This is a genomic window from Amycolatopsis sp. NPDC049691 (assembly GCF_040675005.1).
In the GTDB taxonomy this organism is placed as follows: Bacteria; Actinomycetota; Actinomycetes; order Mycobacteriales; family Pseudonocardiaceae; genus Amycolatopsis.
In genome coordinates, this window is sequence record NZ_JBFANX010000004.1 from 141,086 (window position 1) to 164,388 (window position 23,303).

The 23,303-nt window shown below is 72.0% G+C and carries 23 protein-coding genes; 5 read left to right on the top strand and 18 right to left on the bottom strand.

The annotated features are described in order from the left end of the window. The first annotated feature begins 123 nt into the window (after positions 1–123). Positions 124–720: a hypothetical protein gene (locus AB0J40_RS10515; protein WP_364450428.1), complete on the top strand. Its 597-nt coding sequence runs from the start codon at positions 124–126 to the stop codon at positions 718–720. On the opposite strand, the gene AB0J40_RS10520 is transcribed toward AB0J40_RS10515, so the two are convergent. The 6 genes from AB0J40_RS10520 to AB0J40_RS10545 form a co-directional block, all read right to left on the bottom strand. After that, on the bottom strand, positions 713–3,007 hold the full coding sequence (locus tag AB0J40_RS10520; protein ID WP_364450431.1) for a pyruvate dehydrogenase: 2,295 nt from the start codon (positions 3,005–3,007) through the stop codon (positions 713–715). The genes AB0J40_RS10515 and AB0J40_RS10520 overlap by 8 nt on opposite strands. Before the next feature lie 107 nt (positions 3,008–3,114). Beyond that, positions 3,115–3,600 (bottom strand): Lrp/AsnC family transcriptional regulator, encoded by a 486-nt coding sequence (locus AB0J40_RS10525; protein ID WP_364450434.1) that lies wholly within the window; start codon positions 3,598–3,600, stop codon positions 3,115–3,117. 12 nt (positions 3,601–3,612) lie between these two features. Beyond that, positions 3,613–4,620: an iron-siderophore ABC transporter substrate-binding protein gene (locus AB0J40_RS10530; RefSeq protein WP_364450437.1), complete on the bottom strand. Its 1,008-nt coding sequence runs from the start codon at positions 4,618–4,620 to the stop codon at positions 3,613–3,615. Then, positions 4,610–5,428 (bottom strand): ABC transporter ATP-binding protein, encoded by an 819-nt coding sequence (locus AB0J40_RS10535; RefSeq protein ID WP_364450439.1) that lies wholly within the window; start codon positions 5,426–5,428, stop codon positions 4,610–4,612. The genes AB0J40_RS10530 and AB0J40_RS10535 overlap by 11 nt, the downstream gene beginning before the upstream one ends. Before the next feature lie 10 nt (positions 5,429–5,438). Beyond that, positions 5,439–6,464 (bottom strand): iron chelate uptake ABC transporter family permease subunit, encoded by a 1,026-nt coding sequence (locus AB0J40_RS10540; protein WP_364450440.1) that lies wholly within the window; start codon positions 6,462–6,464, stop codon positions 5,439–5,441. After that, entirely contained in the window at positions 6,461–7,468 is a 1,008-nt protein-coding gene (locus tag AB0J40_RS10545) for an iron chelate uptake ABC transporter family permease subunit (RefSeq protein WP_364450443.1), read from the bottom strand. The genes AB0J40_RS10540 and AB0J40_RS10545 overlap by 4 nt, the downstream gene beginning before the upstream one ends. Positions 7,469–7,654: 186 nt before the next feature. Here AB0J40_RS10545 and AB0J40_RS10550 point away from each other — a divergent pair, with 186 nt between their 5' ends. Continuing rightward, the gene (locus AB0J40_RS10550) at positions 7,655–8,275 is read left to right on the top strand and encodes a PadR family transcriptional regulator (protein WP_364450445.1); all 621 of its coding nucleotides are present in this window, start codon (positions 7,655–7,657) and stop codon (positions 8,273–8,275) included. On the opposite strand, the gene AB0J40_RS10555 is transcribed toward AB0J40_RS10550, so the two are convergent. After that, entirely contained in the window at positions 8,215–9,024 is an 810-nt protein-coding gene (locus AB0J40_RS10555) for a class I SAM-dependent methyltransferase (RefSeq protein WP_364450448.1), read from the bottom strand. The two genes, AB0J40_RS10550 and AB0J40_RS10555, sit on opposite strands and share 61 nt — an antisense overlap. A 112-nt stretch (positions 9,025–9,136) precedes the next feature. Here AB0J40_RS10555 and AB0J40_RS10560 point away from each other — a divergent pair, with 112 nt between their 5' ends. Continuing rightward, positions 9,137–9,982 carry a VOC family protein gene (locus tag AB0J40_RS10560; RefSeq protein ID WP_364450449.1) on the top strand — a complete coding sequence of 282 codons (846 nt, stop codon included), beginning with the start codon at positions 9,137–9,139 and terminating at the stop codon, positions 9,980–9,982. Here the strand turns inward: AB0J40_RS10560 and AB0J40_RS10565 are convergent. Beyond that, complete coding sequence (locus tag AB0J40_RS10565) at positions 9,970–11,292, bottom strand: MFS transporter (RefSeq protein WP_364450452.1); 1,323 nt, start codon at positions 11,290–11,292, stop codon at positions 9,970–9,972. The genes AB0J40_RS10560 and AB0J40_RS10565 overlap by 13 nt on opposite strands. 95 nt (positions 11,293–11,387) lie before the next feature. Between AB0J40_RS10565 and AB0J40_RS10570 the strand changes: the two genes are divergently transcribed. Next, positions 11,388–12,314, top strand: a complete 927-nt coding sequence (locus AB0J40_RS10570; RefSeq protein WP_364450455.1) for a LysR family transcriptional regulator — start codon at positions 11,388–11,390, stop codon at positions 12,312–12,314. On the opposite strand, the gene AB0J40_RS10575 is transcribed toward AB0J40_RS10570, so the two are convergent. The 5 genes from AB0J40_RS10575 to rpsB form a co-directional block, all read right to left on the bottom strand. Further along, positions 12,264–13,253, bottom strand: coding sequence for a phosphatidate cytidylyltransferase (locus AB0J40_RS10575; RefSeq protein WP_364450458.1), 990 nt, complete (start codon positions 13,251–13,253; stop codon positions 12,264–12,266). The genes AB0J40_RS10570 and AB0J40_RS10575 overlap by 51 nt on opposite strands. Next, positions 13,253–13,810 carry a ribosome recycling factor gene (gene frr, locus AB0J40_RS10580; RefSeq protein ID WP_125306583.1) on the bottom strand — a complete coding sequence of 186 codons (558 nt, stop codon included), beginning with the start codon at positions 13,808–13,810 and terminating at the stop codon, positions 13,253–13,255. The genes AB0J40_RS10575 and frr overlap by 1 nt, the downstream gene beginning before the upstream one ends. Before the next feature lie 48 nt (positions 13,811–13,858). Further along, the gene (pyrH, locus tag AB0J40_RS10585; RefSeq protein ID WP_247062389.1) at positions 13,859–14,602 is read right to left on the bottom strand and encodes a UMP kinase; all 744 of its coding nucleotides are present in this window, start codon (positions 14,600–14,602) and stop codon (positions 13,859–13,861) included. A 117-nt stretch (positions 14,603–14,719) separates the two neighbouring features. Next, positions 14,720–15,535, bottom strand: coding sequence for a translation elongation factor Ts (gene tsf, locus AB0J40_RS10590; protein WP_364450461.1), 816 nt, complete (start codon positions 15,533–15,535; stop codon positions 14,720–14,722). 90 nt (positions 15,536–15,625) lie between these two features. Further along, positions 15,626–16,486 carry a 30S ribosomal protein S2 gene (rpsB, locus tag AB0J40_RS10595; RefSeq protein ID WP_310974434.1) on the bottom strand — a complete coding sequence of 287 codons (861 nt, stop codon included), beginning with the start codon at positions 16,484–16,486 and terminating at the stop codon, positions 15,626–15,628. An 842-nt stretch (positions 16,487–17,328) separates the two neighbouring features. Here rpsB and AB0J40_RS10600 point away from each other — a divergent pair. After that, on the top strand, positions 17,329–17,787 hold the full coding sequence (locus AB0J40_RS10600) for a M23 family metallopeptidase (RefSeq protein ID WP_364451347.1): 459 nt from the start codon (positions 17,329–17,331) through the stop codon (positions 17,785–17,787). On the opposite strand, the gene AB0J40_RS10605 is transcribed toward AB0J40_RS10600, so the two are convergent. The 5 genes from AB0J40_RS10605 to AB0J40_RS10625 form a co-directional block, all read right to left on the bottom strand. After that, positions 17,788–18,636, bottom strand: a complete 849-nt coding sequence (locus AB0J40_RS10605) for a FliA/WhiG family RNA polymerase sigma factor (protein WP_364450464.1) — start codon at positions 18,634–18,636, stop codon at positions 17,788–17,790. A 109-nt stretch (positions 18,637–18,745) separates the two neighbouring features. After that, positions 18,746–19,732 (bottom strand): tyrosine recombinase XerC, encoded by a 987-nt coding sequence (locus AB0J40_RS10610; RefSeq protein WP_364450467.1) that lies wholly within the window; start codon positions 19,730–19,732, stop codon positions 18,746–18,748. 103 nt (positions 19,733–19,835) lie between these two features. Continuing rightward, entirely contained in the window at positions 19,836–20,975 is a 1,140-nt protein-coding gene (gene dprA / locus AB0J40_RS10615; protein ID WP_364450470.1) for a DNA-processing protein DprA, read from the bottom strand. Between the two features lie 265 nt (positions 20,976–21,240). Further along, positions 21,241–22,752, bottom strand: coding sequence for a YifB family Mg chelatase-like AAA ATPase (locus AB0J40_RS10620; protein ID WP_364450472.1), 1,512 nt, complete (start codon positions 22,750–22,752; stop codon positions 21,241–21,243). Beyond that, complete coding sequence (locus tag AB0J40_RS10625) at positions 22,752–23,129, bottom strand: YraN family protein (RefSeq protein ID WP_364450475.1); 378 nt, start codon at positions 23,127–23,129, stop codon at positions 22,752–22,754. The genes AB0J40_RS10620 and AB0J40_RS10625 overlap by 1 nt, the downstream gene beginning before the upstream one ends. Between the last annotated feature and the right edge of the window lie 174 nt (positions 23,130–23,303).

The window sequence follows — 23,303 nt, forward strand, 5'->3', positions numbered from 1 at the left end:
CTGACCAGTGTCCCACGCGCCCACCAGCACCGCCCGAACCGCCCTGGCCGAATGTACGCCAGGTCACCGGCGAAACCGGGGAGGCCGTCCGGGAGTCCAACCGCGGACGAAAGAGGTGAGCCCGTGTCCTTCCGGCACAACGTCCTGGCCCTCGCGGCGGTCCTGAGCGCCGCCGCCTGCAGCACGGCGACCGGCGGGCAGGCGCAGCCCGTGCCGACGGTGACGAAGGCCGCCGGGCCGCAGGTCGTCGTCGGGACCATGCACGTCACGCTGCCCCCGGGCGCGAAGTACACCCAGGCGAGCGAAGACGGCCTGCTCGACGGCTGCGTCGCCGAAGGCACCGTCGTCTGCGAAGCCCGGCTCCTCGACCTGCACGAAGCGACCGCGGACCCCAACGCGCCCATCAACCTCCCGAGCGCGAAGCGGCCCTTCGGCTGGTACACGGGCACGGACGTGCCGACGTGCATCACCCCCGCCTCGCCGCCCGGGCAGGCCGCGGAGGCGACCGGCAGCAACCTCGTCGAGTCCGGCTTCAAGCCGATCGGCCCGAAGACGGCCGAGTACGGCCGCTGGGAGGTCACCTGCAAGGACGAGACGCAGAACAACCAGGTCCGGATGTGGTGGCTGCCGACGAGCAAGATCCTCGTCGTCCAGTACGGAGCGTTCGAAGGCTGGAACGAGAAGATGGACGCCCTGCTCGCCGGCGCGACCTTCAGCTGACGGCGTCGAGCGCGGCCCGGATGATCGCGTCCGTGTCGATGCCGTGGTACCGGTAGACGTCCTCCAGCGACCCCGACTGCCCGAACTTCGTGACGCCCAGCGCGACCGACGGCACCCGGTTGACCCCGGCCAGGAACGCCAGCGTGTGCGGGTGCCCGTCGAGGACCGTCACCAGCGGGCGGGCCCGCGAAGCCGGGAACACCTGGTCGAGGATCCACGACGAGCCGTCGCCCCGGCCCGAGCGCGCCTGGACCGCTTCGAACAGCAGCCCCGGGCTGGTCACGCACACGACGTCCGCCTCGACGCCCACCTGGGCCAGCCGCTCGGCCGCCGCCAGCGTGTCCGGCACCAGCGCACCCATCGCCGCGAGCGTGACCGCCGGCTCCGAAGCTCGCCGCAGCAGGTAGGCACCCGCCACGACCTGGCGGCGACGGCGTTCGCGCGCCGCCGGGTCGGTGGGCACCGCGGCCAGCGTCTGGTCGACCGGACGCGTCGAGAGCCGGAAGTACGACGACGTCCCGCCCGGCTTGCCGAGCCGGCCGAGCGCGGCCAGCAGCGTCCACTCGGTGTCGATCGCGAACGCCGGTTCGTAGCTGACGCAGCCGGGCTGCTCGATGCCGATCGACGGCGTGGTGATCGACTGGTGGGCGCCGCCTTCCGGGGCGAGCGTGACACCCGACGGCGTGCCGATCAGGATCGACTGCCCGCCCGCGTAGATGCCGAACGACCACGGCTCCAGCGCGCGCTCGACGAACGGGTCGTACATGACGCCGATGGGCAGCAGCGGCTCGCCCCAGCGGCTCCACGTCGCGCCCAGCTCCCCCAGCAGGCCGACCAGGTTCGTCTCGGCGATGCCCAGCTCGACGTGCTGGCCGGTCGGCTTCTCCCGCCAGTGCATGATCGTCTCGGGGTCGTCCTCGAACCAGTCGCAGCGCTCGGTGGCCGACCAGACGCCGACCTTGTTGACCCAGCCGCCGAGGTTGGTCGTCGAGCTGACGTCGGGGCTGACCGTCACGACGCGCTTCGCCGCTTCGGGCGCTTCGCGCGTCAGGTCGAGCAACACGCGGCCCAGCGCCGCCTGCGTCGTCGCCGTCCCGGACGGCGTGCGTCCGATGTCGGCCGGCAGCTCCAGCGAAGGCGCCGAAGGAACGTCCGGACGGCGAAGGCGCGAAGCAACTTCAGCGCACAACGCGGCTTCGGGCGACCCGGCAGCGAAGCCCTCCCACGGCGAAGCAAGGTCCGTCCCCAGAGAGGAAGCCAGTTCTTCCATCTGCGCAGCGGTCAGCAGCGAAGAGTGGTTCTGCGGGTGCCCCTGCGTGGGCAGGCCGCGCCCCTTGACCGTGTAGCAGAAGATGACCGTCGGCCGGTCGTCCGAAATGGACGCGAAGGCCTCGTCGAGCGAGCCGAGGTCGTGACCGCCCAGGTTGCGGACGGCGGCCAGCAGCGTCTCGTCGTCCAGCGACGCCACCAGCGCCGCCAGCGCCGCGTTCCCCGCGGGCAGCCGGTCGCGCACCTGGGCGGCGTCGCAGCGCAGCAGCCGCTGGTACTCGGGGTTGGACATCCCGTCGATGCGGGCGCGCAGCTCGGCGCCGCCGGGCCGGGTGAACAGCTCCTCCAGCAGGCGGCCGTACTTCAGCGTCAGCACCTGCCAGCCGGCGGCGTCGAACATGCCCTGCAGCCGCCCGGCCGCGATGTTGGGGACGACGCGGTCGAGGGATTGGCGGTTGAGGTCGACGATCCAGACGATCTCGCCCAGCTCGGCCACGGCCGGGTCGAGGATGGCCTCCCAGATGGCCCCCTCGTCCAGTTCGGCGTCGCCGACCAGCGAGTACTGCCGTCCGGTGCCCGCCGAAGAACCGCGGGTGGTCAGGTAGCGGCGCGCCAGCGCACCCCAGATCGGGGCCGTCGCGCCGATGCCGACCGAGCCGGTCGAATAGTCGACGGGGTCGGGATCCTTGGCACGGCTCGGGTAGCTCTGCAGGCCGCCGAACTCGCGCAACGTCGGCAGGTAGGCCTCGTCCAGCTCGCCGAGCAGGTAGTTGATCGCGTGGAGCACCGGCGACGCGTGCGGCTTCACCGAGACGCGGTCCTCGGGACGCAGGTGCCGGAACCACAGCGACGTCATGATCGACACGAGCGACGCGCACGACGCCTGGTGCCCACCGACCTTCAGCCCGGACGGGTTGGGCCGGACCCGGTTGGCCTGGTGCACGATCGCGGTGGCGAGCCACAGGACCCGCTGCTCGATCGCGGTGAGCGCCGGGGCGGTCGCCGGGGCCTGAGTCATCGTCGACACCTTTCGTGCAGGAAGCGCACACCAGGACAGCACTGGTGGACGCTTCGCACAACTGATGCGGCCGCGAGTGCGCAGAATGCACACCGGGAGCGGGTGGCTCAGGTCTCCGGGTGCGCAGAATGCACGCGCTCCAGCAGGGGCGTCAGACGGTACGGGACGAGTTCCCGCATGACGAGGGAGATGTTCGTCCGCTCGACGCCCGGGGAGGCGAGGATGCGCCCGGCGATGCGGTAGAGGTCGTCGGCGTCGACGGCCACCACCTGCACCATCAGGTCGCTCGCCCCGGTCAGCCCGCACACCTCGGTGACCTCGGGGATCGTGGCAAGGGCGTCGGCGATCTCGGCGAGGCGCCGCTGGTCGACCATCGCGTTGACGAAGGCCCGCAGCGGGTAGCCCAGCCGGGCGGGGTCGATGCGGCGTTCGAACGAGCGGAGGGCGCCGCGCTGCTCGAGCCGCACGAGCCGGGCCTGCACCGTGTTGCGGGACAGGCCCAGCCGCTCGGCCAGCGCGACCGCCGTGGACCGGGGGTCCTCCCCCAGGGCCTGGAGCAGGCGCGCGTCGATCTCGTCGATGGTTTCCGGCACGCGCCGATCTTCTCAGCCCAAGTACTTCTGCAGGTCGTCAAGGACCTTCATCGCCCCGATCGGGCCGAGCCCGAGGAACCACACTTCGTCAGCGACCGGGATCGCGTGCTTGGCCTTGACCGCGCCCAGCCCGGCCCACAGCCCGCTGCTCGTGACGGCCTTCTCGTCCGCGCTCGGGCCGGCGCCGTAGCTGGAGTAGAAGATCCAGTCGGCGTCGGCCTCGTCGATGCGCTCCTTGGAGATCTGCGCGGCCAGCTCGTCGATGTTCTGGTTCGCCGGCCGCTCGAGACCGACGTCCTTGAGGATGACGCCGATGAAGGACAGGTTGCCGTAGAGCCGGATGTTGCCGGACAGGAACCGCAGCAGCGAGATCTTCGGCGTGCCCTTCACCGAAGCCTTCACCTCGTTCGCGCGCTTCTGGTAGTCGTTCAGCAGCCCGACGGCCTTGGTCTCGTCGCCGAGCGAGGCGCCGATCAGCAGCAGGTTCTCCTTCCACGGGAACCCGGGCCGGATGCTGAACACCGTCGGCGCGATCTTCGACAGCTGCGGGTAGAGGTCGTTGGCGCGCAGCTTGCTGCCCACGATCAGGTCCGGGGTCAGCGCCGCGATCGCTTCGAGGTTGAGGTTGTTGATGTCCCCGACCGCCGGGATGCCCTGGACGCGGTCGGCGAGGTAGGACGGCACGCCGCTCTGCCCGGCCGTCGTCGCCATGCCGACGGGGGTGACGCCGAGCGCGAGGACGTCGTCGAGCTCGCCGCTGTCCAGCACGACGACCCGCGTGGGCTTCTTGTCCAGCTTCGTCCTGCCGAGCGCGTGGGTCACCGTGCGCGGGAAGACGCCGGGACCGACGTCGGCGCCGAGCTTGGCCGTTTCGCTGTCCGCAGTCGAGAACAGCCGGCCGCCGGTGGCGACGTCCTGGTCGCCGACGCCCGAGCTGCTGGGCTTCGACGGCTGCCCGCACGCGGCAAGCAGGGTGACGGCCGCGAGCGCGGCGGCCGGCTTTGTCCACTTAGGACGCATCGGGGGTTCCTTCTCCTGGAGGGTTGGCCCGCCGCCTGCCGATCGGGACGACGAGGGGCGTGGCGGACACCGGGTCTTCGATGACCCGGCAGGGCATGCCGAAGACGTCGGCGACGAGGTCCGCGGTGAGGATGTCGGCGGGCGCGCCCTCGGCGGCGATCCGGCCGTCCTTCATCGCGATGAGGTGGTCGCCGTAGCGGGCGGCCAGGTTGAGGTCGTGCAGGACGATGACGATCGTCCGGCCGTCCTCGGCGTTCAGCTCGGCCAGCAGGTCCAGGACTTCGACCTGGTGGGCGATGTCGAGGAACGTCGTGGGCTCGTCGAGCAGCAGCAGCGGCGTCCGCTGCGCCAGGGCCATGGCGATCCAGACGCGCTGGCGCTGCCCGCCGGACAGTTCGTCGACCGGCCGGCCGGCCAGCTCGACGGTGTCGGTGGCGACCATCGCCTTCGCGACGGCGTCGTCGTCTTCGGCGCTCCAGCGGCGGAACATGCCCTGGTGGGGATAGCGGCCACGGCCGACGAGGTCGGCGACGGTGATGCCTTCGGGCGCGGTCGGCGACTGCGGCAGCAGGCCCAGCCTCGTGGCGACGTCCTTGCTGCGCAACGTCGTGATGCCCGTGCCGTCGAGGTAGACCGCGCCTTTGGTGGGGGTCAGCAGCCGCGCGAGGCCGCGCAGCAGCGTCGACTTCCCGCAGGCGTTGGTCCCGACGATCATGGTGACCTTGCCGGGCGGGATCCGCACGGACAGGTCCTTGACCACGCGCAGCGGGCCGTAGCCCAGCTCGAGGTTCTCGGTGTGCAGTGTCACGGCGTTCCCCTCACATCCGCCCGGCGCGGTTGGCGCTCGCGAGCAGCCACAGCAGGTAGGGCGCGCCCACCGCGCCGGTCACGACGCCGACCGGCAGCTGCGCGCCGAGCAGGTGCTGAGCGGCGAAGTCGCCCAGCAGCACCACGAGCGCGCCGGTGAGCGCGGCGGGCACGAGACCCGCGCGGGCGCCGCCGACGAGCCGGGTGGCGATCGGGTTGGCCACGAAGGCGACGAACGCGACCGGCCCCGCGGCCGCGGTGGCGAACGCGGTGAGCGCGACGGCGACCAGCAGCAGGACCACGCGGCGGCGTTCGACGTCGACCCCGAGCCCGGCGGCGGTGTCGTCGCCGAGCTGCAGGCCGGTGAGCGCCCGGCCCAGCAGCAGCGCCGCGGGCAGCAGGACGACGAGCGCGGCGGCCAGCGGGCCCGCGTGGTCCCAGCCGCGGCCGTTGAGGTTGCCCGTCAGCCAGACCAGGGCCTGCTGGGCGAGGGTGACGTCGGCCCAGGTCATCAGGTACGACACGACGCTCGTCAGCACCGCGCCGACCCCGACGCCGACCAGAACCAGGCGGTAGCCGTGCACGCCGCCGCGGCGGGCGAGCAGGTAGATCGTCGCGCCGGTGAGCAGCGCGCCGGCCAGTGCCGCGGCCGAGACGACCGCGCCGCCGGCGCCGAAGAGCACGATCGCGACGACCGCCGCCGCGCTCGCGCCCTGCGTCACGCCGATGACGTCCGGGCTGGCGAGCGGATTGCGCAGCAGCCGCTGGAAGAGCGCGCCGGACGTCCCGAAGGCGATCCCGACGAGGACGCCGGTGACCGCTCTCGGCAGCCTGAGTTCGGTGACGACGTAAGCCGCCCGGCCGGCGCCCTGGCCGAAGAGGAGGCCGGGGAGGTCGCCGAGCGGCACCGGGAAGTCGCCCACCGCCAGGGAAAGCGCGAAGACGACGACGATCGCCAGCAGCAGGACGAACGTCACCGAGCGGGCCCGGACCGCACCCCGGCGACGTGCGGCGGCGACCGCCTCGACGGCGCTCACACCGCCACGACCTTCCGGCGGCGCACCAGGAAGACGAACACGGGCGCGCCGATGAGTGCCGTGACGATGCCGACCTGGACCTCGGCCGGGCGCGCGACCACGCGGCCGACGACGTCGGAGACGAGCAGGAGCAACGGGGCCAGGAGCGCGGAGTACGGCAGCAGCCAGCGGTGGTCCGGGCCGGTGATGAGGCGTGCCGCGTGCGGCACGGTCAGCCCGACGAACGCGATCGGCCCCGCGATCGCCGTCGCCGCCCCGCAGAGCACGACGACGGCCAGCGCGCACACCAGCCGGGCGACCGGGACGTTCTGGCCGAGCGAGCGGGCGACGTCCTCGCCGAGGGACAGCGCGTTGAGCAGCCGCGCGGAGACCAGCGCGAGGACCACGCCCGCCACCACGAACGGCACGGCCTGGGTGATCGTCGCCGCGTCGCGGCCGGTCAGCGAGCCGACCTGCCAGAAGCGGTACTGGTCGAAAGTCGTCTGGTCGGTCAGCAGGAGCGCGCTGGTCACCGACGCCAGCGCCGCCGTCACCGCGGCCCCGGCGAGGGCGAGCTTCACCGGCGTCGCCCCGGCGCGGCCGAGCGAGCTGACGCCGTAGACGACGGCGCCCGCCGCCGCGGCGCCCGCGAAGCCGAACCAGACGTACCCGCCGACGCTGGTGATGCCGAAGGTGCCGATGCCCAGGACGACGAAGAGGGCGGCACCCGCGTTGACACCGAGCAGACCCGGGTCGGCCAGGGGGTTGCGCGTCGCGCCTTGGATGACGGCGCCGGACAGGCCCAGCGCGACGCCGGCGAGCACCCCGGCGAGCGTGCGCGGGAGCCGGAGTTCGCGGACGACGAGGTGGTCGGGGTTGCCCGGGTCGAAGTGGAAGAGCGCGTCCAGCACGGTGACCGGGCTCAGGCCGCGGGTGCCGACGGCGATGCTGAGCAGCACGGCGGCGGCCACGGCCGCGGTGAGGATCACCAGCCCGGCCGTGAGCGGGAGCGATCGGGTCCGCACTGGTCGTTACCTCTGCTAACAGGTGTTTAGGCTTGCCTACCCTATGGGCCAGAACTTGAGGGCTCAAGTTCCGTGAGCGGCATCACCGGCACGAGGTTGCCAGCCGACCGTTTCCGATATATCGTGAACGTGTCGCAACCGTTCGAGAAAGGAACAACCGACATGCGTAGGCAACGACACCCCTTCATGCAAGAGCACCCCTTCGCCCAGGAACGTGGGCGAGCCCCCTTCGGTGGCTTCGGCGACTTCGGCCCGGGCTTCGGGCCGGGTTTCGGTCCACGCGGCGGACGCGGCCGGGGACACGGACCGGGCCGGCGGGGTCACGGCGGACGGCGCAGCCGCCGCGGTGACGTCCGCGCCGCGATCCTGGCGCTGCTCGCCGAGCAGCCCCGGCACGGCTACGAGATCATCCGCGAAATCGGCGAGCGCTCCGGCGGCTTCTGGCGGCCGAGCCCCGGCTCGGTCTACCCGACGCTGCAGCTGCTGGCCGACGAAGGCCTGGTCATCAGCAAGGACGAGCACGGCAAGAAGCTGTTCGAGCTGACCGAGGCCGGCCGCACCGCCGCGGCGGAGCAGGACAGCACCCCGCCGTGGGAGCAGATCGCCCAGGACGTCGACCCGGTCGAGGTCGGGCTCGCCAAGGCGGGCAAGAACCTGGCCGCCGCCGTCGTGCAGATCATGCGCGCGGGCACCGAGAGCCAGCAGGCCCGCGCGGCCGAGGTGCTCAACGACGCCCGGCGCTCGCTCTACGGCATCCTCGGCGAAGACGACGAGGAGTCCGCTTCGGGCGAGACGGCAGCCGAGTGACCTGGCAGGACGAGGCCGGTGGGCTTGACCCGCGTGTGCACGCGGTAACCCACCGGCAGCGTCAGGTCCTGCGCGCGATTCCCGTTACGCTGCAAGGACTCCGCGATCGCCTGTTCGGCGACCCGCTTGCTGAACTCGATCTTCAGCACCGCTTCCAGGTCGGCGGCGGTCGTGAAACGCCACTGGGTGGCGACCCGGCGTAGGCCGAACCCGGCGCGGGCGAAGAACCGCTCCACCGCCACCGGGTCGTAGTGCGGCAGGTCGGCGCGCATCCAGCCGCCGTAGGGCTCGCTGGTCACGTCGAGGTCGACGATCACGATCGTCCCGCCCGGCCGCAGCACCCGCTCGGCCTCCGCGAGTCCCGGCTCGCAGCCGGGTCCGAAGAAGTACGCCGTGCGCGCGTGGACGACGTCGACGCTCGCGCTGCGGACCGGCAGCCGCTGGGCCCGGCCCAGCCGGACGTCCACGTTCGACAGTCCCGCCACGCGCTTCAGCGCGCTTCGCACCAACGGCTCGTGCGGCTCGACCCCGAGCACCGAGCGGGCGTCGCGGGCGAAGCGCGGCAAGTGGAACCCGTCCCCGCAGCCGACGTCCAGTACGTCCCGCCCGGCCCAATCGGCCTCTTCGCGCAGCACGCGCCAGATCTCGCCGGCGCTGTCCTGCGCCCGGTTCTCCAGCTCGTAGTCGGCCGGGTAGTACCAGATGTTCGGGCTCGGCACGACCTCCGCGCGCCGGGACGACCACCGCACCGCTGCTCCTTTCGGGCCCTCCTGCGCCGGTAGTGATTTTCCGGCGGCCGAATCTTGGCGGAAACCACACGGTTCACGCCTAGAATTCGGTGGGTCCCGGGAGGAGCACTTCATGACGATCGGCCCGTCCAGTCCCCCGTCCCCGGTTCCGGCCGGAATCCCGTGCTGGATCGAGCTGGCCTGCCGCGAGCAGGCCGTGGCGGAACGATTCTACGGTGCCCTCTTCGGCTGGGAGTACACCACTCAACGGGATCCCGCGACGTTCGACGGCCGGTACGCCATCGCGACGATGAACAACCTCCCCGTCGGCGGCCTGTACCGCGCCGCGCCGGGCGCGCCGCTGGGCTGGATGCCGCACCTGTCCGTGCCGCACACCGCGAGCGCGGCCGAGTGGGTGGAGCACCTCGGCGGGCGGATCACGCTCGGCCCGGCGCCGATCCCGCAGCGCGGCACGATCCTGCACGCCGTCGACGCGTGCGGCGCGCCGGTGGTGTTCTGGGAGGTGCCGCCGGACTGGGAGTTCGTCACCGGGATCCCCAACACCTTCAGCGGCGCGGACCTCAACACGCACGACGGCGTCGCGGCGGATCACTTCTACACCAAGCTCTTCACCTACGGCAGCCACCAGATCGGCGACGGCGAGTCCCTGGACTACGTCGAATGGCTCATCGAGCACGAGCCCGTGCTCTACCGGTACGTCATGGGCTCGGAGTACAGCCTCGACACCCCGCCGCACTGGCTCGTCTACTTCGACATCGACCCGGCGCGCGGCGTCGACGCGGTCGCGGGCGAGTCGCTCATGCACGGCGGCACCGTCGTGATCCAGCCCTACGACACGCCGTTCGGCCGGATGTCGATCCTCGCCGACCCGGAAGGCGCCGTCTTCGCGGTGATCGACCACTCGCGCGTCTCGGAGGACTGGGGCCGCGCCGAGGTCGACGACCCCTACGACGACTGACGTTCGGCGAACGCCAAGCCCACGACCAGCGCGTACCCGCCCGCTACCAACCACATCCCGGTGGCGGGCGGCAGCGCGCCGACGAGCGCGACCCCGATCGCGCCGCCGGTCTGGCGGGACGCGTTGAGCACGCCGGCGGCCAGCCCGGCCTTGCCCGGCAAGGAGTTCATCGCCAGCGACGTCATCGCGGGCATGGCCAGCGAGCAGCAGCCGAAGACGACCGAGACGACGACGAACGGCACGAGGGCGCGCCCGGCCGGCAGCAGGGCGAAGCCGATCGCACCGGCGAGCCCGGCGAGCGCACCCGCGACCATCGGGACGCGCGCGCCGAACCGCCCGGTCAGCCGTCCGCTGAAGAACGCGTTGAGCCCGACCGCCATCGTCAGCGGCACCAGCGCGAGCCCGGCGGCGAGCGCGCCGAGCGACCAGGCGCGTTGCAGGGACAACGCGAGGCAGAAGAGCGTGCCGTAGAGGCAGAAGTTGAACAGGCCGCCGATCCCGGACGCCACCGCGAAGTTCCGGATCTTGAGCGTATCGAGCGGCAGCACGGGTTCGCGGACGCGCTTCTCGACCGCCACGAACACCGCGCCCGCCACCACTCCCCCGGCGAGCAACGCGACGGTCGCCGGGGCGAGCCAGCCCGCGTGCCCGGCTTCGATGAAGCCGGCGACGAAAGCGGCCAGCGACGCCGTACCGAAGAGCTGTCCGGCCAAGTCGAGGTGGGTGTCCTGACGCGGCGGTTCCGCGACCGCCCGGCGCGTCAGGACGATGGCGACGATCCCGACCGGCACGTTGACGGCGAAGACGAGCCGCCAGTCGGCGAGGCCGACGGCGAGCCCGCCGAGCACCGGCCCGGCGGCCAGCCCGACGCCGCTCATGCCGCCCCACACGCCGAGGGCGCGGGCCCGCTCCCGCGCGTCCGGGAACTGGTGGACGATCAAGGCGAGCGACGACGGCAGCAGCGCGGCGGCCCCGGCACCCTGGACCGCGCGGGCCGCGATGAGCCAGGTCGCGTCCCCGGCGAGCGCACAGCCGACGGACGCGACGACGAAGACGGCGACACCCGCTTCGAACACGCGTCGCGAACCCCACCGGTCGCCGGCGGCGCCCCAGGTGAGCAGGAACGCGGCGAGCGTGACGGTGTAGGCGTCGACGACCCACTGCAGCGCGGCGACCGACGGCTCGCCGAACTCGGCGCCGATCGCGGGCAGCGCGAGGTTCACGATGGTCGCGTCGAGCGTGATCATCAGGAAGCCCAGGCAGACGGCGGACAGAGCCAGTTTCGCCGGAGCACGGGTTTCGGTGGTCATGCTCCCGAGTCAAACCCGCGGAAGCTTCGGTGGTCCACGAAGCATCGTCTACCTCTGTTAGGCAGAACCTCGCACCGCAGGTCTACGGTGTTTCCATGGAGCTGCGGCAGCTGCGGTACTTCCTCGCGGTGGCGGAGGAACTGCACTTCACGCGAGCCGCTGAGCGACTGCGCATCGCGAGCCCGTCGCTGTCGCAGCAGATCAAGAAGCTCGAACGCGAGCTGGGCGCGGCGCTGTTCGTCCGCGACCGGCGGCACGTCGAGCTGACGCGCGCGGGAGCGGCGCTCGTCGGCGACGCGCGGCAGATCCTGGAGCTGGCCGACGCGGCCGCCCGGCGCGTCCGCGGCACCGCGCGGACGAAACTGCGGCTGGGGCACGTCAGCTGGCTGCCCGGCGAACTCACGGGACTGCTCGGCGACGTCGTCCGGCTCGACGAGTGGGTGCTGCCGTCGCACACGCAGGTCGTCCGCGTTGCCGACGGAACCCTCGACCTGGCGCTGGCCTGGGTGGACGAGCGGCGGCCGGCGGAGCTGGACCTGGCGGCGCACCTGGTGCGCGTCGAGACGTTGCCCGCGGTCCTGCCGGGTGAGCACCGTTTCGCGCGCGCCGAGGCGGTGCCGGCGGCCGCGGTGTCCGTGCTGGTGGATTCCGACCAGTCGTCGTGGCAGGCGTGGAACGAGTTCGCGCTCGGCTACGCGGCGGACAGCGGCGCGCACGTCGTCCGGATCGACGACGGCGGCATCACCGGCCAGGCGTTCTTCGACCACGTGACGCGGCTGCGGGTGCCGGTGCTGCAGTCGCCGAAGCGGCACACGGCACCGTTCCCGCCGAGCCTGGTGCGCCGCCCGGTCACCGCTGCGGCACGCTGGCCGTGGTTCCTGGTGCACCGGCGCGACGACGACCGGCCGGAGGTCGCCCTGGTCGTCGAGCGGGTGCTCGGCCTGCGGGCGACGATGCGCTGGGACGCCGGCTCAGCCGAGCGGCACGAAGGCCGAGAGCAGCAGCCAGGACACGACGGCTGAGGGCAGCAGCGAGTCGAGGCGGTCCATGATCCCGCCGTGCCCGGGCAGCAGCGTGCCCATGTCCTTGACGCCGAGGTCGCGCTTGATCAGCGACTCGACGAGGTCGCCGAGGGTCGCGGTGAGCACGATCGCGACGCCGAAGATGATGCCCTGCCAGACGTGGCCGTCCAGCAGCAGGCTCAGGGTGAGGGCGCCGGCCACGACCCCGCCGACCAGCGAGCCGCCGAAGCCTTCCCAAGTCTTCTTCGGGCTGATGGTGGGAGCCATCGGGTGCTTCCCGCCGAGCACGCCGGCGATGTAGCCCCCGGTGTCGGAAGCGACGACGCCGATCAGGAAGGTGAGCACCCGCCCGACGCCGTCGGACGGCGGCACGAGCATGGCCGCGAAGGCGCCGAAGAGCGGCAGGTAGGCGGCGGCGAACGTCGACGCGCTGATGTCGCGCAGGTAGCCCTTCGCGCCGCCGGGCAGGCGCCACAGCAGGCAGGCGAGCACGGTGAGGACGAAGGCGGTGAGCGCGCCTTCCCGGCCGAACGGCCAGGCGAGCCAGATCATCGCCTGCCCGCCCACGAGCACCGGGATCACCGCGACCTTGATGTCCGCGACCCGGCGCAGCACCCCGGCGAACTCGAAGGTGCCGACCGCGATCGCGATCGCGATGATCCCGATGAACAGGAAGCGCACGGTGAGCAGGGAAACGATGATCGCGGCGCCGAGCAGCAGCCCGACCCCGATGGCCGCGGGCAGGTTCCGGCCGGCCTTGGAGGCCTTCTTGACGACCTCCGGCGCGGGCTCGGCAACCGGGGTCGCCGGCACCTCGGCACCGGCGGTCCCGGCGGCCGACAACCGGCTCGCCTCACCGCTTTCCGAGGTCGCCGGTCCGGCCGGTTCGTCTCCGGTCGCGTCCACCCGGTCCTCGCGTTCCTCGCTCACCTGTGCCATCAGACCTCGAGCAGCTCGGCTTCCTTGTGCTTGACCAGCTCGTCGACCTTGTGCACGTAGGTGTCGGTCAGGTTCTGCAGTTCCTTCTCCGCGCGCGCGACGTCGTCCTCGCCGGCCTCGCCGTCCTTGGCGATGCGGTCCAGCTCGTCCTTGGCCTTGCGGCGGATGCTGCGGATCGACACCCGGGCGTCCTCGCCCTTGCCCTTGGCGACCTTCACCATCTCCTTGCGCCGCTCCTCGGTGAGCTGCGGGATGACGATGCGGATAACCTGGCCGTCGTTGCTCGGGTTCACGCCGAGGTCCGACTCCCGGATCGCCTTCTCGATCGCGCCGAGCTGCGACTGGTCGTAGGGCTTGATGAGCGCCATCCGGGCTTCCGGCACGTTCACGCTGGCCAGCTGGTTCAGCGGGGTCGGCGAGCCGTAGTACTCGACGACGATCCGCGCGAACATCGTCGAGGAAGCGCGGCCGGTGCGTACCGACGTCAGCTCGTCCTTGGCGACGGACACCGCTTTTTCCATCTTCTCCTCGGCATCGAGGAGGGTCTCGTCGATCACGGTCACTCCCGTAGTTGTGATGGGTGGCGCTTGCTGATCCCAGCAGGTCTAGGCCGGCACCCCGTCGGCGGGGGTGCAGACCAACGTGCCGATTCTTTCACCACTCACCGCGCGGGCGATGTTCCCCTCGGTGAGCAGGTTGAACACGATGATCGGCATGTTGTTGTCCATGCACAGGCTGAACGCCGTCGCGTCGGCGACCTTGAGGTCCCGCTCCAGCACCTCGCGGTGGGTGATCTCGCGGAACATCTCGGCGGTGGGGTCGCTCTTGGGGTCCGCGGTGTAGACGCCGTCGACGGCCTTGGCCATCAGCACGGCCTCGCAACCCAGCTCGAGCGCCCGCTGCGCCGCAGCGGTATCGGTGGAGAAGTACGGCATGCCGACCCCGGCGCCGAAGATCACGACGCGCCCCTTCTCCAGGTGCCGCTCGGCGCGGCGCGGGATGTAGGGCTCGGCGACCTGGCCCATCGTGATGGCGGTCTGCACGCGGGTGGGCAGGCCTTCCTTCTCCAGGAAGTCCTGCAGCGCCAGGCAGTTCATCACGGTGCCCAGCATCGCCATGTAGTCGGCGCGGTCGCGGTCCATGCCGCGCTGCGACAGCTCCGCGCCGCGGAAGTAGTTGCCGCCGCCGATCACGACCGCGACCTGGACGCCGGTGCGGGCGACGTCGGCGATCTGCTGCGCGACCGAGTGGACGACATCCGGATCGACACCGATCGAACCACCGCCGAACATTTCGCCGCCCAGCTTCAGCAGCACCCGCCGGTAGCCACCTTCGACCCGGTCACCCATCTATGTCGCCTCCTAGACCCCTCGACCGCTGTTCATTCCTCTGGACCCGACAGTGCCCCGTCCCCGATGGACGGAGACGGGGCACTGTGGGTGTGAAACCTACGCCCTGGCCTGACCTCAGGCCTGGCCGACCTCGAACCGCGCGAACTTGGTCAGCGTCACGCCGGCCGCGTCGAGCAGGGCCTTGACGGTCTTCTTGTTGTCCTTGACCGACGGCTGCTCGAGCAGGACGTTGTCCTTGTAGTACGCGTTGACCTTGCCCTCGATGATCTTCGGCAGGGCCTGCTCCGGCTTGCCTTCCTCGCGGGCGGTCTGCTCGGCGATGCGGCGCTCGTTCTCGACGATCTCGGCCGGGACCTCTTCGCGGGTCAGGTACTTCGCGCGCAGCGCGGCGACCTGCATGGCGGCACCGCGGGCGGCCTCGGCGTCGTCACCGGTGAACTCGACGAGCACACCGACGGCCGGCGGCAGGTCGGAGCCGCGGCGGTGCAGGTAGGTCGCGGTCTGGCCCTCGAAGGCCACGACGCGGCGCAGCTCGAGCTTCTCGCCGATGCGGGCCGACAGCTCCTGGACGACCTCGTTGACGGTCTTGCCGTCGAGCTCGGCACCCTTGAGCGCCTCGACGTCGGAGGTCTTGAGGGTCTTCGCGACCTCGACGATCTTCGCGGCGAGCGCCTGGAAGTCGGCGTTCTTCGCGACGAAGTCGGTCTCGGAGTCGAGCTCGATGAGCACGCCGCCGTCGCCGGTGACCAGGCCCTCGGCGGTGGCGCGCTCGGCGCGCTTGCCGACGTCCTTGGCGCCCTTGATGCGGAGGAACTCGACGGCCTTCTCGAAGTCGCCGTCGTTCTCCTCCAGCGCCTTCTTGCAGTCCATCATGCCCGCGCCGGTCATCTCGCGCAGGCGCTTCACGTCAGCGGCGGTGTAGTTCGCCATTCTGGTAAATCCGTCCTTTGCAGGAAATCTGTGGGTTGCTACGCCGGTGCGGCCGGCCCTTCGCGGGCCGGCCGCACGGGCGGTGGGACATCAGGAGGAGGCGGTCGCCTGCTCGGTGGCGGCCTCGGTCGCGGCAGCGGCCTCGGTCGCGTCGGCGGCGGCGGTCTCGGAGCCGGCGAGCAGCTCCTTCTCCCACTCGGCCAGCGGCTCGTCGGAGGCGACGCCCGGCTCCGGCTTCGCGTCGGCGGAGGCACCGTTGCGGCTGGAGCGGGCCATCAGGCCGGCGGCCGCGGCTTCCGCGACGACCTTGGTCAGCAGCGCGGCCGACCGGATCGCGTCGTCGTTGCCCGGGATCGGGTAGTCGACCTCGTCCGGGTCGCAGTTGGTGTCCAGGATCGCGACGACCGGGATGTTCAGCTTCCGAGCCTCGCCGACGGCGATGTGCTCCTTCTTCGTGTCGACGATCCACACCGCGCTCGGCACCTTGGCCATGTCGCGGATACCGCCGAGGGTCTTCTCCAGCTTTTCCTTCTCGCGGGTCAGCGTCAGGATCTCGCGCTTGGTGAGGCCGGTGAAGCCACCGGTCTGCTCCTGGGCCTCGAGCTCCTTGAGGCGGAGGAGGCGCTTGTGCACGGTCTGGAAGTTGGTCAGCATGCCGCCGAGCCAGCGCTGGTTGACGTAGGGCATGCCCACGCGCGCGGCCTCGTTGGCGATGGCTTCCTGGGCCTGCTTCTTGGTGCCGACGAACATGATGGTGCCGCCGTGCGCGACGGTCTCCTTGATGAACTCGTACGCACGGTCGATGTAGGTCAGCGTCTGCTGCAGGTCGATGATGTAGATGCCGTTGCGCTCGGTGAAGATGTAGCGCTTCATCTTCGGGTTCCACCGGCGGGTCTGGTGCCCGAAGTGCACGCCGCTGTCGAGCAGCTGCTTCATGGTGACGACGGCCATTGCCGGAATCACACCTCTTCTGTGTCGCGCGCGCCCGCTGGACGCGCTGCTCGGTTTTGTCGCTCGCGGCCGGGTGGCCGTTCGCCCTGGTGCCCGTGCCGGAGCCCGGACCCGGGGGTTGTGTGGAACCCCAGGGACCGCCGGACCCCGTGCGTCTCCCGCGGTAGGAAATATCGAGGGAACGCGCACGTGCACGCGAAGTCAGCCCGCTCACGCGGACCGCGCAAAAGATTCTACCCCCTGCCACCAGCCCCTCCCCCACCGGCGGCCGAGTTGTCCACACCGGCTCCGCAACGGCCCGAGTTGTCCACAGATTCGCGACCGGACCCCCACGCGGGTGTCCGGTGCCGCAGGCTGGAGCCATGGAGTCGATCAACACGGTTTCGCGGTGGGCAGCGGGTCGGGCGTGGGGCGTTGCCGCCCTGGTCACGATGGGTTTCGTGATCGCCGGCGCACTGGTCGCCTCGCTGTCGGAGGCCGCGGTGTGGGCAGCCGGCCCGGCGTTCGCGGCGGTGTGGGAGCCCGGCCCGACGGCCGCGGCCGGCCTGGGGATGCCTGGCGGGTACAGACCCCCACCGGCACCACAGCCACGGACGGGTGAGCCCCCGCCGGCGGTCGCCGGTCAAGGGCTTGCCGGGCGCGCGCGAGCCGACCCGAGCGCCGCGACCGAACCGGCAACCGCCCTCGGCTCGACTCCGACCGCATTCACCGGCCGGCTCTCGTCCGAACCGAGAGCAGCTCCCGAACCGGCCGACCCGTGGACGGCGCTCGTGGCGGAACCGTCCCGGCCGGCCTCGGTCACCTGGACGGTCACCTGGGCCTCGCCGGGCTTCCCGCCGGCCGTGGCCTCGCCGGGCTTCCCGCCGGCCGTGCCCCAAGGGCGGCTTTCCTGGCCACTCTCACCCGTTCCGGTGGTCACGAAGTACTTCGACGCCCCCGAAACCCCCTACGGCGCCGGGCACCGGGGCGTCGACCTGGCCGCCGTCCCCGGCCAGGAGGTGCTCGCGGCCGACGCCGGCGTCGTCGTCTTCGCCGGGCTCGTCGGCGGGCGGCCCGTGCTGTCGGTCGACCACGACGGTGGCCTGCGCACCACTTACGAGCCTGTCGAGCCGAAAGTGGCCGTCGGCGACCAGGTCTACCGAGGGCAGGTGCTCGGGACGGTCCTCGCCGGGCACCCCGGCTGCGCGATCGCCGCCTGCCTGCACTGGGGCGTGCGGCGCGGCGACGAGTACGTCGATCCCCTCGCCCTGACCGGCGAGCTCGGCGAGTTCCGCCTCAAGCCGTGGGGAGGTGGTCCGTGATCAGGAGCCGGTCTGCTCGACCAGCTTGGCGCGCAGCCGCATGACCGCCCGCGTGTGCAGCTGGCTGACCCGCGACTCGGTGACGCCGAGGACCTTGCCGATCTCGGCGAGGGTCAGGCTCTCGAAGTAGTAGAGGCTGACCACGATCTTGTCGCGCTCGGTCAGCTGCGCGATGGCCTGCGCGAGCTGGCGCCGGTTGTCCTGGTCGACGAGCACCGCGACCGGGTCGACGGCGTCGTCGTCGGGCAGCGTGTCGACCAGCGAGCCGCTGTCCTTGCCCGCGGCCACCAGGTCCTCCAGCGCGACGACGCTGGTCAGCTGCAGCTGGCCGTAGAAGTCGCGCAGGTCGTCGAGGCCGATGCCCAGCTCGGCGGCGAGCTCGGCGTCGGTCGGGGTGCGGTTCAGGCGGGCGCCGAGCCGCTCCATCGCGCGCTCGGCCTCCTTGGCCTTGCTGCGCACCGCGCGCGGCACCCAGTCCTGCGAACGGAGGTCGTCGAGGATCGCGCCGCGGATGCGCTGCATCGCGTACGTCTCGAAGCGCAGGCCGCGCTCGGGGTCGAACTTCTCGATCGCGTCGACGAGGCCGAAGATGCCGGACTGCACGAGGTCACCGACGTCGACGTGGGTCGGCAGGCCGGTGCCGACCCGGCCCGCGACGTACTTGACCAGCGGGGCGTAGTGCAGCACGAGCCGATCGCGCGACGCCTGGTCGGGGCTGTCGGCGAACTGCCGCCACAGCGCCGCGATCCCGGCGTCGACGTCGTAGCCGGCGCGCGATTCCGCGGGCGCGGCGGCCTCACCGTGAGTGGTCACTCCGGCGGCTTCGGTCACGTGCGGTCCTGCGGTCATTGCACAGTCGTTCTCGGCATGCGGCTCAGTATCGTCTCCGTGCTCGTGCGGATGCGCGTGCGCCGCCGGGCCTGCTGGTGACGACCCCGGCGAGACTCCCCGGGCCGCCTCAGGCCCTGGGGTGCGCTCGGTCATGGATCGCTTTCAACCGGTCGACGGTCACATGAGTGTAGAGCTGCGTCGTGGCAAGCGTAGCGTGACCGAGCAGTTCCTGAACGCTCCTGAGATCGGCACCCCCTTCGAGCAGATGTGTCGCCGCCGAATGCCGCAGGCCGTGCGGCCCCATGTCGAGCGCTCCGGGCACCGCCGAGACGGCGTCGTGCACCACCCGCCGCACCGCGCGCGGGTCGACGCGTTTCCCCCGGACACCGAGGAAAAGCGCGGGCTCGACGCCGTCACCGGCGGTTTCCGCGACGATCTTCGGCCGTCCCTCGGTGATCCAGTCGTCGAGCGCTTCTGCCGCCGGCACACCGAACGGCACCACGCGCTCCTTCCCGCCCTTGCCGAGCACCGTCACGACACGACGGGAGAAGTCGGCTCCACCGACGTCCAACCCGCACAACTCGGACACGCGGATGCCGGTGGCGTAGAGCAGCTCGACGATCGCGCGATCACGCAGTGCGACGGGATCGCGTTCGGCCGCACCGGCCGCCGACGCCTGCATGACCTCCCCCGCCTGCCCGGCGCGCAGCACCCCGGGCAGGGTGCGGTGCGCCCGCGGCGCCGCGAGCCGGCCCCCGGGGTCGGTCGCGAGGACGCCGGTCCGGTGCGCCCAGGCGGTGAACGTCCGCGCCGACGCGGCCCGCCGCGCGAGCGTCGTCCGGCTCGCCCCGCCGGTCTGCTGGGCGGCGAGCCACGCCCGCAGCCGCGCGAGGTCCAGCTCGGCGAGCGCGTCGCCGCCGTCCACGACGAACCCCAGCAGCGACACCGCATCGCCGACGTACGCCCGGACGGTGTGCACGGACAGGCCGCGTTCGAGTCCGAGGTGCCGTTCGTACCCGGTGACGACGGCCCGGACCGGCTCGGGCAGCGCGGCCCGGAGCGCACGCAGGTCCGGACGGCGGCGGCCCCGGCCGGGGTGTGATGGCGGCGGCATGGATGTCACGCTGCGCGAACAACCGCCTCCGGTCAAGGATCGCCACGCGGGCACACCGGACCGGCCGAACGCCGTCGACGATTTCGCCCGGATTTCGTGGCGTTCACGCGCTTTCCTTCCGTCGTCGCCAGCCGGCGTCCCCGCGGACGGCGAATCCGTCGATCTCCAAGGCCGGCAGCAGGGCACGCACTTTCCGCAGCGGCAGCCCGGATTCGGCCGCGATTTCGGAGTCCGACCGGTCGGCGCGTACGGCAAGTGCCTCGTAGGCGCGCAACGCCTCGGGGCCAAGCCGGTCGGTTGGACGCCTCGGCCGGGCGGCCGGGTCCTCGGCGATGCCGAAGCGGCCGACGGTCTCGAGGATCTCGTCGACGGACGAGACGAGCGTCGCGCGAGAGTCCCGGATCAGCTCGTGACAGCCGACGGACATCGCCGACGAGATGGGCCCGGGCACGGCCATGACGACCTTCCCGAGGGCGCCGGCGGTGCTAGCGGTGTTGCGCGCGCCGCTGCGCTTCCCGGCTTCGACGACCAAGGTGCCCTCGGTGAGGGCCGCGATCAGCCGGTTGCGGACCAGGAACCGGTGCCGGGCGGGCGGGGTGCCCGGCGGGTATTCGCTGACGACAGCGCCGCCGTTGCGGACGATCCGGTTCAGCAGCCCGACGTGACCGGCCGGATAGCCGCCATCGACGGCGCAGCCGAGCACCGCAACGGTGACACCCGAGGCGGCGAGCGCACCACGGTGGGCGGCGCCGTCGATGCCGTAGGCCGCACCCGAGAACACCGGAACACCCCGGGCGGCCAGGCCGTAGGAAAGCTCGGCGGCGTGGTGCTCGCCGTACTCGGTCGCGGCCCGGGCACCAACCACGGCGACAGCGCGGTCGGCGGCGGTACCGAGAGCAACATCGCCGGTGACCCAGAGCGCGAGCGGAGGGACGGCTTCGGAAACACCCCGCCGAGCGGCTTGGTCAAGGGCGAGCAGCGGCCAGGCGGGCCACTCGTCGTCTTCAGGGACGACAAGCCGAGCCCCAGCCGCGGCGGCCCGCGAGAAGTCCTGGCCAACGAGGTCGTACTCGCGACGCGCCTCGCTCGCTTTGAGCACCTCGGGTGGGCAATCGCCTCGCCGAACCCGGGCGGCCGCGTCCACCGGGCCGCGCTCGGCCACAAAGGCAACCAACGCGGCGGCCGGGGGTTCCGCAACCCGCAGGAGGTAGGCGCGAGCTTGGCGCAGTTCGTCGGCGCTCATGCCGCCACCCGCCCACGACCGGACCGATCGGCGACAGGCCGAGGCCGAGCCACCCACGCCCAAGCCAGGTGCGCCTTCCCCGCAGGCACGCTCGCCACCCACAGACAACCCAACCGACCAGCAAAGAGCCGAGATCGAACTGCCCGCAGGCAAGCAAGGTGCGATCTCCCCACAGCCACACTCGTCACCGACTCACAACCTGACCGACCGGCGGCATGCCGAGGGCCAACTGCCCACCCGCAAGCCAGAGGCGCTCTCTCCGGGGTCATGCCGCCACCCGCTCGCGGAAGGCGAGAGCCGAGCTGACCTGGTCGGCTCCCGGGCGGTGCTCGCCGTCCAGGTCGGCCAGGGTCCATGCGATGCGTAGGCATCTGTCTGCGCCACGGCCGCTCAATGCTCCTCGGTCCATTGCCCGGTCCAGTAGCTGTGTGGCATCGGGTGCCAGGGTGAACTTGCGGCGCAACGCCGGGCCGGGCACCTCCGAGTTCGACCGCCAGCCGTGGTCGCTCCAGCGGTGCGCCGCTCGCTCGCGGGCCTGCAGTACCCGGGCTCGGACCGTTTCCGAAGACTCCGCCGGGCCCGTGTCGTGTGCGCTGATCGCGCTCAGCGGGCGCAAGCGGACCCGCAGGTCCACCCGGTCCAGCAGCGGGCCGGACAGCCGGCCCAGGTAGCGCCGCTTGGCTGTCGGCGAGCACACGCAGTCTGCGTCCTTCGGTGGTGCGCACGCGCACGGATTCGCCGCCAGCACCAGCTGGAAGCGCGCCGGGTAGGTGATCGCGCCCTTCACCCGGGCGATGCGCACCTCGCCCTCCTCCAGCACCGTTCGCAGGGACTCGAGGCATTGGCCGCCGAACTCGCAGACCTCGTCCAGGAACAGCACGCCGCGGTGGGCGCGGCTGATCGCGCCGGGCATCGCGATCCCGCTGCCGCCGCCGATCAGGGCGGCGATGGAGATCGAATGGTGGGGCGCGACGAACGGCGGCACCGTGACGAGCGGCGAGCTCTTCGACAGCGAGCCGTCGACCGAATGCACCGCCGTCACCTCCAGCGACTCGTCGGACGACAACGGCGGCAACAGGCCCGGCAGCCTCTTTGCCAGCATCGTCTTCCCGACGCCGGGCGGCCCGGTGAGCAGGACGTGGTGACCGCCCGCCGCCGCCACCTCCAGTGCCCAGCGGGCCTCCGGCTGGCCGACAACGTCCGCCAGGTCGGGGACCTCCGGCGCCGGCGCCGGAGTGGGCGGGTTTGGCGCCGGGAGGTCCAGCTCGCCCTGCAGCCAGGCCACCAGGTCCCGCAGGCGCGGTGCTCCCGTGACCTCGATGCCGTCCACCAGGGCCGCCTCGACCAGCGAGTCCTGCGGTACGACGGCACGTCCGTACCCCGCGGCACGCGCCGCCAGCAGGCCGGGCAGGATGCCGCGGACCGGGCGGATCCGCCCGTCCAGGGCGAGTTCGCCCAGCAGCACCGTGCCCAGAAGCCGCGTGGCGGGCACTGCGCCCTGCGCCGCGAGGATCGCGGCCGCGATGCCGAGGTCGTAGGCCGAGCCGACCTTCGGCAGGTTCGCCGGCGAGAGGCCGAGCGTGACCTTGCCGTCAGGCCAGGGCTGGCCCGAGTTGCGGATCGCCGACCGGACGCGGTCCTTGGCTTCGCGCAGCCCCGCGTCGGGCAGCCCGACGAGCGTGACCCTGCTGAGCCCGCCGCCCAGGTCGGCCTCGATTTCGATGATCCGGCCGTCGATCCCCAGCAGGGCGGCGGACCAGGCCTTCGCGATGGGCATCAGAACGCCGCCTCGATGTGCTGGACGCGGGGGCTCCGGCCTGGCTCCGCGAGGATCGTCACCACGTCGTAGCGGACCGGGCACCAGCCGATGCGGTACTCGCGCAGCCAGCGTTCCGCCGCTCGGCGTACCCGGCCCGCTTTCTCCTCCGTGACCGTCTCCGACGGCAGGCCGAACTCGGTGCCCGTGCGGGTCTTGACCTCGCAGAACACGACTCGGGTGCGATCGGTCAAGATCAAGTCGATCTCGCCCTCGCGGCAGCGCCAGTTGCGGCCCAGCAGGACCAGGCCGCGCTCCTGCAGGTGCCGGGCCGCCAGGTCTTCGCCCCACGTGCCCAGGTCGCGGCGGTGTTTTGCGAGCTGGTCGGTGCCCGTCATCGTGTCGCCCCCTCGTCGGTGCGCCGGTCACCGGGGCGGTCCCGGCGATCACGGTGCGTGTGCGTTCGACGATGCCAGGGGGCGGGGCGGCGAAACCAGGCCGGAATCGCCGGGTTGTGGACAACCGGGGGTATGTGGACAACTCGTCCAAGGATCGCCGCGGGACGGCCGGAT